The following is a 14,270-nucleotide window of genomic DNA, read 5'->3' on the forward strand; positions in this document are numbered from 1 at the left end:
GATTATTTTGATATGACCTATTTTAATATTAATTAAAATATAGAATATATACTAAAAGCTGTAACAAATGGTACATAACTTATGCTATATTTTGTTTATAATAAAGGTAGTAAATCAGTAGGGGGTATCACCATGAATTTAAATAATTTAATGAGACAACACAGAGATATATCAGATGAAATAAGGTTAATAAAAGAAATGATAAATAAAAATGTTATGGTATTAAATGCAATGGAAGCAGCAAGTCATATAAATAAACTCGCAGGGAAATTACAAATTCACTTAACATCAGAGGATAAGTTTTTATATCCAACCTTAATTAATGGTAAAGATTTATCACTTAAGAAAATGGCTAATTTATATATGAATGAAATGGGTGAAATTTCAGAAGTATTCACTAGTTATAAAAAAAAATTTAATACTAAGAATAAAATTGAAGCTAATTTAATGGGATTCATTGAAGAAACTCAGTGTATATTAAAAGCTATAGAGACAAGAATTGCCAAGGAAGAAAATGAATTATATAAAATGATGAATGTTAATTAGTATCATAAATATTTATATGTTTTATTACCAAAAGTGGAATTAATTAATATATTATAGGTAATTTATAAAATAAATTAGTTAATATTAAATGAAAATACAATAAATTGATTTAACACAAATAAAATATTTAAAGAATATAAATTCATAAAATATTATCTTGTAAAGTTGAAAATACATAATAACATACAATGAATTTTAAACAAAATAGCTAAATACAAGAAGTTGAAGATGATTTAGAATAATTCAAATAGAATTATTTTAAATCGTTTTTTTATTCAAATTATTATATTTGCAAGTACATAAATAATAAATTTCAGTTGTACATAATAATTTTATAAAAATGCTATACTTTATAGGAAGTGTGTGATATAATTAAAAACATGTTATTGAAGTCCAATTATTTTTGTTAAAAAAATATATTTTGCATAAACTAAAGATTATATATTGCATAAATTTATAAAGTTTTTAGTTGAAAATAATAAAAGATGGTGGTGTTTTTTATATGACTAAGAAAAAATTCAAAAGAGTATTAGTAGCAAATAGAGGAGAAATTGCAATAAGAATATTTAGAGCTTGTCATGAGCTTGGAATAAGAACTGTTGCTATATATTCTGAGGAGGATAAGCTTTCTCTTTTCAGAACAAAGGCCCATGAAGCCTATAAGATTGGAAAGAATAAAAGCCCTGTTGACGCTTATTTAAATATTGATGAAATAATTAATCTTGCATTAAAAAAGCGTGTAGATGCCATCCATCCAGGTTATGGATTTCTATCTGAAAATCCTGAGTTCGCTAGAAAGTGTAAAGAGGCAGGAATAGAATTTATAGGACCTAGAGCAGAAATGATGGATAGATTAGGGGATAAAATAAAATCAAAAATTGTAGCAAAAGAAGTTGGTGTACCTGTAATACCAGGAGTTGAAAAGCCAATTACTTCAGAGACAGAAGCAATTAAGTTTGCAAAAGAATGTGGATATCCAATCATGCTAAAGGCTGCTGCCGGCGGTGGTGGAAGAGGTATGAGGATAGTAAGAAAAGAAGAAGAACTTCTGGAGTCTTTTAAAAGTGCTAAAAATGAGGCAAAAAAGGCTTTCGGAATAGATGATATATTTATAGAAAAATATCTAGAAGGACCTAAACATATTGAGATTCAAGTTCTTGGAGATAAGCATGGTAATATAGTTCATCTTTATGAAAGAGATTGTTCAATACAAAGAAGACATCAAAAGGTTATTGAATTTAGCCCAGCTGTATCTCTAAGTAAAGAAAAAAGACAAGTTATCTGTGAGGATGCTTTAAAGATTGCAAAATCCGTAGGATACATAAGTGCTGGAACTTTAGAGTTCTTAGTAGATATACATGGCAATCACTATTTTATTGAGATGAATCCAAGAATACAAGTAGAACATACTGTTAGCGAAATGACTACAGGAATAGATATCGTCCAAAGTCAAATTTTAATAGCGCAGGGATATAGTTTAGATTCTAAGGAAATAGGAATTTTTTCACAGGAGGATGTAAAACCAAGAGGTTTTGCAATCCAATGTAGGGTAACTACAGAAGATCCTTCTAATAGTTTTGCCCCAGATACAGGAAAAATAGATGTTTATAGAACAGGTTCAGGATTTGGGATAAGACTAGATGGAGGAAATGGATTTAGTGGTGCTGTAATTAGTCCTTATTACGATAGTTTACTTGTAAAAACAACAGCTTATTCTAGAACCTTTGAAGATACAATTAGAAAATCCATACGTTCCATTAAAGAATTAAATATTACTGGGGTTAAGACCAATATAGATTTTCTAATAAACGTATTAAATAATGAAACCTTTAGAAGAGGAGAATGTGATACTAATTTCATAGCAGATAATCCTCAATTATTTGATATAAAACCTAGAACTGATGAAGAATATAAGGTTTTAAAAATCATTGGAGAAAAAATAGTAAATGAAACTAAGGGAAATAAGAGAGAATTTGATGTACCAGTTATTCCAGTTGTAGACTCTTTAGAAGGCATACAAGGTACAAAGAAAATATTAGATGAACAAGGTCCAGAGGGTGTTGTAAATTGGATTAAGAATCAGAAAAAACTATTAATTACCGATACTACTATGAGGGATGCACAGCAATCCTTAATGGCTACAAGAGTGAGAAGTAGAGATATGTTCAACATTGCAAAGGCGACTTCAGCCTATGGAAGAGATTTATTTTCTCTTGAGATGTGGGGTGGAGCTACCTTTGATACGGCTTACAGATTCTTAAAAGAATCTCCATGGGAAAGACTTGAAGAATTAAGAAAAAGAATTCCTAATGTTATGTTCCAGATGCTAATAAGAGGAGCTAATGGAGTAGGATACAAAAATTATCCAGATAACGTAATAAAAGAATTTATAAGAGAATCTTCGAACAGTGGTATAGACATATTTAGGATTTTTGACTCACTTAACTGGTTAAAGGGTATAGAGACTTCTCTTGAGGAAGTTTTAAACTGTGGGAAGTTAGCAGAAGTTGCTCTATGCTATACTGGAGATATTTTAGATGTAACTAGAGATAAATATAGTCTTGAATACTATATAAATAAGGCTAAAGAAATAGAAAAAATGGGAGCTCATATACTTGCTATAAAGGATATGTCTGCATTGCTTAAACCTTATGCAGCTAAAAAACTTATTAAAGCATTAAAAAATGAGATTTCAATACCTATTCATTTACATACCCATGACACTACTGGAAATGGTGTAGCAACTGTACTTATGGCAGCAGATGCTGGAGTAGATATTGTAGATACAACTTTTAATAGTATGTCTGGTTTAACTAGCCAACCAGCTCTAAACTCTGTAGTAGCAGCTCTTGAAAATACAGACAGAGATACTGGTATAAATGTAAGTGAAATTCAAAAATTATCAAATTATTGGGATGCTGTGAGACCGGTATATGAACAGTTTGAATCAGGACTTAAGTCAGGTAGAGCAGAAATTTATAAATATGAGATTCCAGGGGGACAATATTCAAACTTAAAACCTCAAGTAGAAAGTTTTGGACTTGGTCATAGATTTGAAGAAGTTAAGTCTATGTACAAAGAGGTAAATAATATGGTAGGGGATATAATAAAAGTTACACCTTCTTCAAAAATGGTAGGGGACATGGCTATTTTCATGGTTCAAAATGGATTAACTTCTGAAAATATCTGTGAAAAGGGAAGAAATATGGCTTTTCCAGATTCGGCAGTATCTTATTTCAAAGGGATGATGGGTCAACCAGAAGGTGGATTCCCAGAGGAACTACAAAAGATAGTTTTAAAGGGTGAAAAGGCTATAACGGATAGACCAGGAGAATTATTACCATCTGAAGACTTTAATAAAATTGAAGAATACTTAAAGGATAAGTATAAATATAATCCATCTAAAAAAGATGCTATAAGTTATGCCTTATATCCTGAAGTATTTGAAGATTTCTTAAAATTTGTTTCAGAGTATGGTGATGTAAGTCGTATGGGTAGTGATGTATTCTTCCATGGACTTGCAGAGGGTGAAACTTGTGAAGTTGAAGTTGCAGAAGGAAAGACTCTTATAGTTCAATTTATAGAAATAGGTAAATTAGATTCAGAAGGATATAGAACTCTAGCCTTTGAAATTAATGGAAATAGAAGAGAAATTAAAATTAAAGATAAAACAGCAAGTGCTTTAAAGAGTAGTGGTAGTGATAACTCTATAAAGATGGCTAATGCTGAGGATAAGCTAGAGATTGGAGCAAGTATTCCTGGAACTATAATTAAAGTCTTAGTAGAAAAAGGACAACAAGTTAAAGAGGGAGAGAGCTTACTGACAATAGAAGCAATGAAAATGGAAACTAATATAGTAGCTTCTATGGACGGTATTATTGACTCCATTCTTGTATCAGAAGGACAACAAGTAAAGACAGGACAATTACTAGTAAAATTAAAGTAATAATTTATATTTTAAATTCCTAGTAATGTATAATTGCAACCCTATAAAAAATTTATATATATTATAAAAGACTTACTTAATGTTGTATCACTAAGTAAGTCTTTTGCATTGTCATTATACTCACTAAATATTATAATGAGTAATTGAGTTTCACATTACGCAGTAGTTGGTGGAGTGAAAACTCTTGTAGCAAGTTCTTCATCTAACATGTATAAGGCTGCTGGATTATCTTCAGCTCTTTTAATCTTTTTAAGAAGAGTATTAAAGGTATTTTCCTCTTCAACCTGTTCATCTATGAACCATCTAAGTAAGCTCATAGTTGCATGTTCTTTTTCTTCAGAAGCAATATCTGCTAACTTATAAATTCTACTTGTAACTAGTTGTTCATGTTTATAACCAGTTTCAAACACGTCTATTATACTTTCATATTTGCCCTCTGGTTTATCAATTTTATCTAATTCAACAACACCATTTTTTTGAAAAATATAGTCATAAAGTTTCATTGCATGAAATAATTCCTCTTGAGCTTGAACTCTAAAGAAATTAGCTATTCCACTTAAATCAACAGATTCAGCATAGGCTGACATAGCTAAATAAGTGTAAGATGAATAAAATTCAAAGTTTACTTGGTCATTAAGATTTTTTAATAAATTATCACTTAACATTAGTATACCTCCTTGTAATCCTTAGTTTATTATAGAATTTTAGATATTTAGTACTATTCTACATGATTTACCATAGTTATTCAAATTATAACAACTAAAACAATTTAATAGTAGGAATAAATATTATTATTTAATTAATATTTAATTAATTGAAGGTTTCCAAGTACCCTTATAATAAAAGTATACAGATAAAGCAGTTCCTATTATCCAACCAAGAGGGAAGGACCACCAGATACCAGAATATCCTATTATTGAAGCCAAAATGAAGGAAAGGGCTACTCTTAGTATTAAATCAGAAAAGGTGGCAAACATAAAGTCTTTCATAGCTCCAGCTCCACGGAGAACACCATCACATACCATCTTAAGACCTACTACTAAATAAAAAGGTGCTAGGGTTCTTAGAAACTCAGTACCCACATTAATTACATTTATACTCTCCCTAGAATCTACAAACAATCCAATTAACTTTGGAGCAAAGATTAAAAATAAAATAAGAATTCCACCACATATACTTAAGGTTATAGCTACTGCAGCTTTATATCCTTCTTTCACCCGGGAAATTTTTTTTGCACCAATGTTTTGTGCAGTGAAGCTAGAAAGTGCACTAGACATAGTGCTCATAGAAGTAAGAGCGATGGTATGAACTCTAAAGGCAGCAGAATATCCTGCTACGACTATGGCTCCGTAACTATTAACTAGACCTTGTACACAAATTTGACCTACAGATATAAAGGATTGTTGCATTATACTTGGTATAGCAATTCTACTTATACGTTTCAAAATATAACTACTAAAGTACGGATATCTTTCAGTGACTTCAATCTTACGTAATCTCATAATAAGACATACTATAGCTAAGATAGAAGAAATACCTTGAGCAATAAAAGTAGCCCAGGCAACTCCCGATACACCCATTTTAAAAACTATAACAAATACTAGGTCTAAAATAATATTAAATATAGAAGAGAAAATTAAAAGATATAAAGGTGTTTTGGAATCTCCCAAACCATTAAATATGGCGGTGGCAGTATTATATAAAAATAAAAATATAATTCCGCTTATGTATATTTGTAAATAAAGGGAAGAATCAAAAAATATATTTTCTGGAGTATGAAGAAGTCTCATAAGAGGCTTACAAAAAACACTACCCAAGATAGTTAAAATAATGCTAAGACTAGTTAGAGATATTATAGCTGTTGAAATTGCAGATTTCATAGTAGTATATTTTTTTGAACCAAAGATTTGTGCAACTACTACAGAACATCCCATACTAGAGCCTACAGCCACAGCTATGAATAGTGCAGTTATAGGATAAGAAGCGCCTACAGCAGCTAAAGCATTTACTCCTATAAATTTTCCCGCTACAATACTATCCACAATATTATAAAGCTGTTGAAAAAGTGAACTAAGTAACATGGGAACAGAAAAAGTCCATAAAATTTTAAAAGGGTTTCCAATGGTCATATCAGTGATAGAACTATCTTTAATCTTATTATCCCTTTTAGTGATAGTTTCAGAGTTCATAATAGTTTACCTCCTCAAATGATATAATTATAGATTTTAATTTAAAATTTATAATTTAATAATAAGTTTATATATACCTTAAGATGAAAAATCCCATTATCATTATAGGATGTATGTAAAAGAAGAGCAATGAAGGATATATATAGTAATGTTGTGATAAAATTAGAATAATAGGGCACATTGGAGGTAATTCATTAGATTTACTCTAGGAGCCTTGATTATAGTAATATCAATGGTTTACAATGTAAGAAAATAACAATATTGAAACTAGAGAAGTTAATATAAAATATTAAATTAATGGAGTGATAATACAATGAAAATATTAATAATGCGTGTTACACTAAGAGCCTCATGGGTACATTCTTTAAAAGAAAAGAGAATGGTGATAAAAAGTTTAATTCAAAGACTAAGAAATAAGTTTAATATTTCTGTTGGCGAAGTTGATGAACAAGATATACATCAAACATTAGTTATAGGTATTGCAGGAGTTTGTGGAACGTCAGCTCTCGTCGATTCTACCATGGAAAATATAATAAATTTTATAGAAGAAAATACAGATGCAGAAATAATTAAAATTGAGAATGAGGAAGATGTGTTTTGATGTGGTATTAAATGGTGAAAAATTTTAGAAGATATTAAAAAAGGGAAAGTTGCAACACACATAGAGGAAATAAAATAATAAATATTAATAATTCTTTATGTAATTGTATTCACGGTTATAAATTCCATTGACTTCATAGTTAAGCTGTGGGTATTATATTCTAATAGTGGTAAATAATTAAAGTTAATTATAGAACAAATGATTAAATTATTAATTTATATTATTAGTATTAATAAAAAATATTTACAAAGGAGGAATTATAAAATGAAATTAATTTTAAAATACTTAAAAAAGTATAAAATGCTTCTTATGATTAATATGATATCAGTATTTGGCTTTGCTTTAGTTGAACTTGGAATACCAACTATTATAGCTAAAGTTATTGACAAGGGAATAGCTAATGGTGATATAGAATATATAAAAACAATGGGACTTATAATTGTAGTTATATCTATAATAGGGGTTTTAGGGACAATATTGTTAGGATATTGTTCATCTAAAATATCTACAAATGTAACTAGAGATATAAGGAATGATATATTTAAAAAATCACAGGAGTTTTCTCATAGTGAATATGATAGATTTGGTATATCATCAATGATTACTAGAACTACCAACGATGCATTTCAAGTAATGCAATTTATAAATATATTACTAAGATTAGCGTTGATTACACCAGTAATGTTTATAGTAAGCCTAGTGATGATACTTAAAACAAGTTCATCATTATCAAGTATATTAGCTGTTACATTACCGTTTATAATTGTTGGTGTATTTATAATAGCTAAAATTTCCCATCCATGGTCAGAGATTCAACAGAAAAATTTAGATAAGTTAAACAGAATATCTAGAGAAAACTTGACAGGAATAAGGGTAATAAGAGCTTTCGGTAATGATGATCATGAAAGAGAAAGATTTGCTGAAACTAATAAGGACTATACTGAGATTTCAAAGAAAATTTTTAAGCTTATGTCTATATCTCAGCCAAGCTTTTTCTTAGTGCTTAATTTAGCAATTATATCCATATTTTGGATTTCTAGTAGCATGATAAATGTGGGAACTCTTCAAGTAGGACAATTAGTTGCTTTTATAGAGTACTTATTCCATGCTATGTTTTCGCTTATGTTATTTTCAACTGTATTTGTTATGTATCCTAAAGCACAAGTTTCATCTAATAGAATACAAGAGCTATTAGATGCTGAACCTATTATCAAGAATCCTGAGAATGGAATCAAGAAGAGTAATAATGAAGGAACTGTAGAATTTAATAAAGTTACCTTTACTTATCCAGATGGAGAAGTACCTGTGCTTAAAGATATTTCCTTTACAGCTAAAAAGGGAGAAACTATTGCGTTTATAGGAAGTACTGGTAGTGGAAAGAGTACACTAATAAACCTGATTCCTAGATTTTATGATGTTACTGAAGGATGTATAAAGATAGATGGGATAGATATTAGAGAATATGATTTAAAGACTTTACGTAAAAAAATTGGATTTATACCTCAAAAGACTAGGTTATTTACAGGAAGTATAGATACAAATATTAGATTTGGTAAAAAGAAAGCTACTGTACAAGAGGTTGAATATTCTTCAAAGGTGGCCCAAGCCTATGACTTTATAATTAAAAAACCTAAGAAGTTTGAGGAGTTAATAAGTGAAGGGGGAGGTAATGTATCTGGAGGTCAAAAGCAAAGAATATCTATTGCTAGAGCTATAATAAGAAGGCCTGCAATATATATTTTTGATGATAGCTTTTCTGCCTTAGATTTTAAAACAGATGCTACCCTTAGAGCTAAGCTTAAAAATGAAACTAAAGAGGCTGTAGTATTGATAGTTGCTCAAAGAATAAGCTCTATTATGGATGCTGATAAAATTATAGTATTAAATGAAGGTGAAGTAGTTGGAATAGGAACTCATAGAGAGTTACTGAAAAATTGCCATATATATAAAGAGATTGCATCATCACAATTAACAAAGGAGGAGTTGGCATAATGAAGAAGATTAAAAATACAGTAAGTAAAATTTCTCCCTTTGTAAAACCCTATAAATGGCCTTTTATAGGGGCCATAATATTTGTAATTATAGCAGCGGTATTTACTGCTCTAGCTCCCATGACAGAAGGATTAATTATAACTCAGCTTACCAAGGATGCCTTTGATATGGCGAAAGGAGTAGCAGGAGCTTCAGTAAACTTTAATTATATAATAAAAATTTTAATAGTTTTAGCCTTTGTATATGTAGGAGGTACAGCATCAACATATGCAGCTAGCTTCATGTTAACTAATGCAATTCAAAATACCATGAGGGATTTAAGAAATGCCGTTCAAGATAAAATTAGAAAATTACCAGTGAGTTACTTTGATAAAAATAGCTATGGAGATGTATTAAGTCGTATTACCAATGATATAGATACTATATCTAATGCATTACAGCAAAGTTTTGTTCAAGTAGTTAATGCAGTTCTTTCATTAACTTTTGCCTTGATAATGATGTTTACAATAAATGTGAAGATGGCATTAGTAGCTATACTTATAATACCTATAAGTTATATAATATCTAGAGTTATAGTTGGAAAATCACAGAAACTGTTTTATAATCAACAAAATGCTTTAGGAAACTTAAATGGTAAGGTTCAGGAGATGTATACTGGCTTTAATGAGATAAAACTATATGGAAAGCAAGATGATGTTATAAGAGAATTTGGAAATATAAATCAAGAACTTTGTAGTACTGGATTTAAAGCACAATTTATATCAAGTATAATGTCACCCCTAGTTTCTCTAGTAAGTTATTTAGGAATTGCAGCTATTGGAGTATTAGGTGCAATTAATGCCATAGCAGGAGTCATTACTGTTGGAAATCTACAAGCATTTATCCGTTATATATGGCAGATAAATCAACCTCTTTCTCAGGTAACTCAATTATCCTCAGCTATACAATCAGCTTTTGCAGCAATTGATCGTGCATTTGAAATATTAAATGAGGAGGAAGAAATTTCAGATAAAGAAGATTCAATAAAATTAGAAAATCCATGTGGTAATGTTACCTTTGAACATGTTAAGTTTGGGTATAGTGACGACAAGCCATTAATAAAAGACTTAAGCGCAGAGGTAAAGAGTGGGCAAATGGTAGCCATTGTAGGTCCTACAGGAGCAGGTAAAACTACTCTTATAAACTTACTTATGAGATTTTATGAAGTCAAAGAGGGAGCTATAAAGGTAGATGGAGTAGACATTAGAGACATGAAGAGGGAAGAGCTACGGTCAATATTTGGAATGGTTCTTCAAGATACATGGCTGTATAATGGTACAATTTACGATAATATAAAGTATGGGAGATTTGATGCTACAAAAGAGGAAATAATAGAAGCTGCTAAGATAGCTAATGTACACCACTTTATAAAGACTCTACCTGATGGGTATAACATGTTTCTTAATGAAGAAGCATCTAATATATCTCAAGGTGAAAAGCAGTTGTTAACTATTGCTAGAGCTATAATATCAGATCCTGCCATATTGATATTAGATGAGGCAACAAGCTCTGTAGATACTAGACTAGAGCTATTACTTCAAAAAGCTATGAAGAATATAATGAAGGGAAGAACAAGCTTTGTTATTGCCCACAGACTTTCCACTATCCGTAGTGCGGATTTAATTTTAGTTATAGATGAAGGTAATATTATAGAGCAAGGAAATCATGAAGAACTAATGGCAAATGGTGGTTTCTATGAGAAACTTTATAATAGTCAATTTAGAAATAATGAAGAAATAAGTAGTTAAATATTATTAAAAAACGTCTCTTTTTAAGAGACGTTTTTATATTTTTGTAACATATATAGCACGATATAACTTTAAATATACATTAATTTAAATATAAATTTAATTTTATAGTTTAAGTAACCTAATATCATGAAACCCGCATGAGCACAACAACTAGTTAACTAGGTAAATATTTAAATAGGTTTATAGGTATATATTTAAATAGGAACATAGTTTTATAGCTTCATATTTAAATAGTTTATAGTTAAAATCCTATTGAATTTTATTTTAAATTTATAATTAAATTATTTTTCCGTGGAATAAATTACAATTAAGGAATAAAACTATTGAAAAGTAAAATAATGGGTAATACAATATAAGGTATAAGGAATATAGTTAACTATATTCCTATTAAATTATATTTAGGGGGAAAGGGTATGAAAGAGAAAAAAAGACTTACGGCGTTTATAATGTCATTATTTTTATTTGCAACCTTAGTAATGCCAATAAATATTACTGAGGTATATGCAGAAGATAATGATAAAACAAATAATAGCCAAGCTGTAGATAGTGACGAAAACAGTATAGAGACACAATTACTAGAGGATACTAATTTAAGTAAGGTTAACAAGGTAGTTGACATTATAAGTTTTAATGATTTCCATGGCAATGTATTAGAGTCTAGTAAAAATATTGGAGCTGCAAAATTAGTAGGAGTTGTAAATGAATATAAAGATAAAGCTAATACTGAATATGGTGTTATACCAGTATCATCAGGAGATTTATATCAAGGGACTGCAATTTCTAATCTTACCACTGGTAAACCAGTAACAGCTATGCTAAAAGCTATGGGACTTGAAGCATCTGCTATAGGTAATCATGAATTTGACTGGGGTGTTGATAATATTAATGCTTGGTCAAAGGAAGGTGGATTCCCATTTTTAGCTGCAAATATAGTTAAAAAAGGCACTGAAGAAAAAGTAAACTATGCACAGCCATATAAAGTAGTTGAGAGAAATGGAGTAAAAATAGGGTTAATAGGAATTTCTACTCCAGAAACAGCAACTTCTACTTTAGCTGAAAATGTAAAAGATGTAGAATTTTTAGCTCCAGTAGATACTGTTGCTAAGTGGAACAAAGTACTTAGGGAAACAAAAAATGTTGACGCTGTAGTAGTTATAGCGCATGCCGGAGCGTATCAAGATAGTAATACAAAAGAAATAACTGGGGAAGCTGCTGATATAGCAAAAGTTGCAGGTGTAGATGCTGTAATTGCAGGTCATAACCATGCTGTAGTTTCAGGAGAGGTAAATGCAGTACCAGTAGTAGAAGGTGGATATAATGGTAGAGCCTTAGCTAAGCTTACATTTACTTTTGATGATAGTAACAAGCTTATAGATGTAGAGCCTAGTGTTGATGTGTTTTTAGGTAAAGAGGCTACCCTTCCAGTAGATGAAAATGTATTAAAGGGAGTAAATGATATGAATTCAGGTTTAAGTGAAATATTAGGACAAAAGGTAACTTCACTTAAAGAGCGTTTAAGTCATGATGATAAAAACACTACAGTAACTCCACTTGGTGTAACTGTAGCAGAAACTATGAGAAAAATAGTAGGAACTGAGATAGCTATAACTAATGGTGGTGGAATTAGAAGAAGTCTAGAACAAGGAGATGTCACTATTGGTGATATGTACGAAATTCTTCCTTTTGATAATACTATAGTAACTCTTGATGTTAAGGGTTCAGACCTATATGGCATTATAGAACATGGAATTAATACAGAGGGATTTGCATGGGGTCAATATGCAGGTATAAAAGTTTGGTATAATCCAGAAGATGGCAAAGTTTTATCTATAAGATTAAATGATGGAACTAAAATTGATATGGATAAATACTATTCGATATCAATAAATGACTTTATGTTAACAGGTGGAGATAAATATGACTTCTCTAATGCTATAAATGCCGTCAACACAAATATAGTTATGAGAGATGCAATGGCTAAAGACTGGAACAAAAATAGTGTCCCTAAAGTAGACTTTAATGCATTAGTAGCGGGAGAAGATACAACTGTAGATAAGCCTACAGAAGAAGAAAAACCAGCAGAACCTAATGTTCCAGAAGAAAATAAGCCATCAACTCCAAATACTAATAATCCAAGTAAACCAAGCAATTCAAGTAATCAAAGCAAATTACCTCAAACCGGTGCTCCATTAACTCCAGATGCATTTGGAACTATGGGAATTATGGCAATTGCATTAGGCATATATATAAGTAAAAAGAAAAAATCAGCATAATAATTAAAGTAACTACCTGCTAGTAGAAGAGATTTTTACTAGTAGGTAGTTTTTTATAATTTTTTAATTATTATATGAGTTTGAATTAAGGAGAGATTTTACTTCTATATAAATAAAGGTAACTATATAAAAAATGTTAAAAGTTACTAATTCAATTAAATTAGTATATTTTGTTGAAATATGGAATAATACATGATATAATTTGGAATGATATGTAAATAAAAGAAAATTAATATAGTATTTAGTGATTACTTTATACAAGGGGGATAATTTTATGTTAAGAAAAAAATACGGAAAAACAGTGATTGCTACAGCTTTAGCTGTTACTTTAATTGGAGGGATTGGTGGTACTGGGATAGCAGAAACATTAAATAATTTTATTGGGAATCCTACCGTAGCATATGCAGCTACTTCTAGCTTTAATTCACAGGGAGTTGGTCTAAAAACTAGTACAGGCTGGATTACAAGTAAAATTAAATGTGTAGATAATATTCCAGACAATTTATCTTTAGAAGAAATGAAGAAAAAGGCTAAAAAACCTACAGCTGATATTATCATAGGGACATCACCTAACTATGATAATATGAACCTAATGGATGAAATATATTATTACGATAGTCCAGTTGATTCTTCTGGATTGAAAGATGATACATTTGTTAAGTTGCTTTCCATGAGAGTTGTTGAGTCTAAAGAATTTGCAGGAAAAATGGTAATTGAAAGAACATTTACTATTCTTACTTATTCAAGCTATGGAGTTATAAATGATTCTCATGTTGAAAGAAGCCTTAAAACTACTACGGAGGCATATGGTCCTAATGACCGTAAATGGATAGAGTATCTTCAAAATGAAGGAAACATAACTCCTAAACCACCTACGAATAAAACTTATTCAGCAAGTAGACTTGGTGGAGCCACTAGATGGGAAACTTCTAC

9 protein-coding genes are annotated in these 14,270 nt (G+C 30.2%); 7 read left to right on the plus strand and 2 right to left on the minus strand.

Features of this window, described 5'->3' with window-relative positions:
* Nucleotides 1-132 precede the first annotated feature (132 nt).
* Nucleotides 133-546, plus strand: a complete 414-nt coding sequence (locus B3630_RS02215; RefSeq protein WP_346895149.1) for a hemerythrin domain-containing protein — start codon at nucleotides 133-135, stop codon at nucleotides 544-546.
* Between the two features lie 502 nt (nucleotides 547-1,048).
* Nucleotides 1,049-4,492, plus strand: coding sequence for a pyruvate carboxylase (locus B3630_RS02220; RefSeq protein ID WP_346895151.1), 3,444 nt, complete (start codon nucleotides 1,049-1,051; stop codon nucleotides 4,490-4,492).
* 155 nt (nucleotides 4,493-4,647) lie between these two features.
* Here B3630_RS02220 and B3630_RS02225 read toward each other — a convergent pair whose 3' ends face one another.
* Both B3630_RS02225 and B3630_RS02230 read right to left on the minus strand, forming a co-directional pair.
* Nucleotides 4,648-5,157, minus strand: a complete 510-nt coding sequence (locus B3630_RS02225) for a ferritin (protein ID WP_346868587.1) — start codon at nucleotides 5,155-5,157, stop codon at nucleotides 4,648-4,650.
* 141 nt (nucleotides 5,158-5,298) lie between these two features.
* On the minus strand, nucleotides 5,299-6,681 hold the full coding sequence (locus tag B3630_RS02230; RefSeq protein ID WP_346895153.1) for an MATE family efflux transporter: 1,383 nt from the start codon (nucleotides 6,679-6,681) through the stop codon (nucleotides 5,299-5,301).
* A gap of 313 nt (nucleotides 6,682-6,994) precedes the next feature.
* Here B3630_RS02230 and B3630_RS02235 point away from each other — a divergent pair, with 313 nt between their 5' ends.
* From B3630_RS02235 to B3630_RS02255, 5 genes are all read left to right on the plus strand, one after another.
* On the plus strand, nucleotides 6,995-7,282 hold the full coding sequence (locus B3630_RS02235; RefSeq protein ID WP_346895155.1) for a DUF503 domain-containing protein: 288 nt from the start codon (nucleotides 6,995-6,997) through the stop codon (nucleotides 7,280-7,282).
* Between the two features lie 264 nt (nucleotides 7,283-7,546).
* Entirely contained in the window at nucleotides 7,547-9,274 is a 1,728-nt protein-coding gene (locus tag B3630_RS02240; RefSeq protein WP_346895157.1) for an ABC transporter ATP-binding protein, read from the plus strand.
* Complete coding sequence (locus B3630_RS02245; protein ID WP_346895159.1) at nucleotides 9,274-11,061, plus strand: ABC transporter ATP-binding protein; 1,788 nt, start codon at nucleotides 9,274-9,276, stop codon at nucleotides 11,059-11,061. The genes B3630_RS02240 and B3630_RS02245 overlap by 1 nt, the downstream gene beginning before the upstream one ends.
* A 416-nt stretch (nucleotides 11,062-11,477) precedes the next feature.
* Nucleotides 11,478-13,337, plus strand: coding sequence for a 5'-nucleotidase C-terminal domain-containing protein (locus B3630_RS02250; protein ID WP_346895161.1), 1,860 nt, complete (start codon nucleotides 11,478-11,480; stop codon nucleotides 13,335-13,337).
* A gap of 274 nt (nucleotides 13,338-13,611) precedes the next feature.
* Nucleotides 13,612-14,270 (plus strand): hypothetical protein (locus tag B3630_RS02255; RefSeq protein WP_346895163.1); only part of this gene is annotated, 659 nt, incomplete at its 3' end.

This window comes from Clostridium sp. UBA7503 (assembly GCF_002477055.1).
Taxonomy (GTDB): Bacteria; Bacillota; Clostridia; order Clostridiales; family Clostridiaceae; genus Clostridium_J; species Clostridium_J sulfidigenes.

Coding starts and splice junctions, on each gene's coding strand:
- B3630_RS02215 (WP_346895149.1), top strand. CDS start 133: ATGAATTTAAATAATTTAATGAGACAACACAGAGATATATCAGATGAA.
- B3630_RS02220 (WP_346895151.1), top strand. CDS start 1,049: ATGACTAAGAAAAAATTCAAAAGAGTATTAGTAGCAAATAGAGGAGAA.
- B3630_RS02225 (WP_346868587.1), bottom strand. CDS start 5,157: ATGTTAAGTGATAATTTATTAAAAAATCTTAATGACCAAGTAAACTTT.
- B3630_RS02230 (WP_346895153.1), bottom strand. CDS start 6,681: ATGAACTCTGAAACTATCACTAAAAGGGATAATAAGATTAAAGATAGT.
- B3630_RS02235 (WP_346895155.1), top strand. CDS start 6,995: ATGAAAATATTAATAATGCGTGTTACACTAAGAGCCTCATGGGTACAT.
- B3630_RS02240 (WP_346895157.1), top strand. CDS start 7,547: ATGAAATTAATTTTAAAATACTTAAAAAAGTATAAAATGCTTCTTATG.
- B3630_RS02245 (WP_346895159.1), top strand. CDS start 9,274: ATGAAGAAGATTAAAAATACAGTAAGTAAAATTTCTCCCTTTGTAAAA.
- B3630_RS02250 (WP_346895161.1), top strand. CDS start 11,478: ATGAAAGAGAAAAAAAGACTTACGGCGTTTATAATGTCATTATTTTTA.